This is a genomic window from Treponema sp. JC4, from assembly GCF_000260795.1.
In the GTDB taxonomy this organism is placed as follows: domain Bacteria; phylum Spirochaetota; class Spirochaetia; order Treponematales; family Treponemataceae; genus Treponema_D.
Map to the genome: position 1 here is coordinate 1 of NZ_AJGU01000108.1, position 1,077 is coordinate 1,077.

Annotated in this window: 1 protein-coding gene; it reads left to right on the plus strand. The window is 30.1% G+C overall.

The genetic code is table 11. The features are described 5' to 3' along the window. The first annotated feature begins 113 nt into the window (after positions 1–113). Positions 114–1,043, plus strand: a complete 930-nt coding sequence (locus MSI_RS13480; RefSeq protein WP_007590562.1) for a tyrosine-type recombinase/integrase — start codon at positions 114–116, stop codon at positions 1,041–1,043. Positions 1,044–1,077: the final 34 nt, after the last annotated feature.

Here is a 1,077-nt window from a genome sequence, read left to right on the forward strand (position 1 = left end):
ATAAAATAATAAAACTAAATAATTATCGGTGCAATAGTAAAATATGACCAAATTTTGAAAAAAATTTAACATCCAACAACTCCATGTTGCGGAATGCAGCAAGGAGTTTGATTATGAAAAAAAAGGCTTTTGTGATTTTTCCAAAAATTCTTGCAAATGGAAAGAAAATCTACTATTACTCTACATATGATGAAAACGGAAAAAGACGGCAGTTTTCTACTGGTCGTACAGATGAAATTGAAGCCACACAATATGTATTGAACTTATTTCAATCAGGAACACTGATCAGAAATACAAATCTTGCATTTGATAAATATGCTGTTAATTTCTTTTCGCAGGAAGGAATTTATGTTCGTAGCAAACTGCAGCGTGGATTCACATATTCAAAAACTTGTTCAGATAAAAATAATGCAATTATAAATAAACGGGCCATTCCATTTTTTAAGAATAAACCAATAAATTTGATAACACCGAAAGACATTGAAGCTTGGTTAAAACGTGAACAGCAAACTGGCATATCAAATAGCACGCTTAATAAGCGAATCAGAATTTTGAGAATAATTTTTAATGAAGCATATAGATTAGGTGATATTTCTTTTAATCCTTTTTCACGTATTCAGATGTTTTGCAGTGATACGAAAACAAAAGGTATCTTTACAGAAGTTGAAATCAGAAAATTATTTAAAAGCACCAGTTCAAAAGATTTATGGAAAAATGAACTTACATATCTTTTTAATCTCCTCGCTGTTTCTACAGGAATGCGGTTAGGAGAGATTCAGGCTTTAAGAGTTGAAGACTTGTCTAAAGGTCTTATTACTGTAAGGCATTCTTATGACGTAAAATATGGACTTAAAGAAACAAAAACAAATACCGTTAGGCAAATCCCGATTAGTATGGTGCTGTATAAATCAATTCTTAAGTTTTTATCCTGGAGAAATAATGGATACATTTTTAGTTTTAATAATGGAGTAACTCCTGTAAGTAGAAATTATATTTATAAGGATTTTTTACTCAGCTATGGAAAAAATAGGATTATCTCGTAATGATTTGAATGAACGAAATATTTCTTTCCATTCT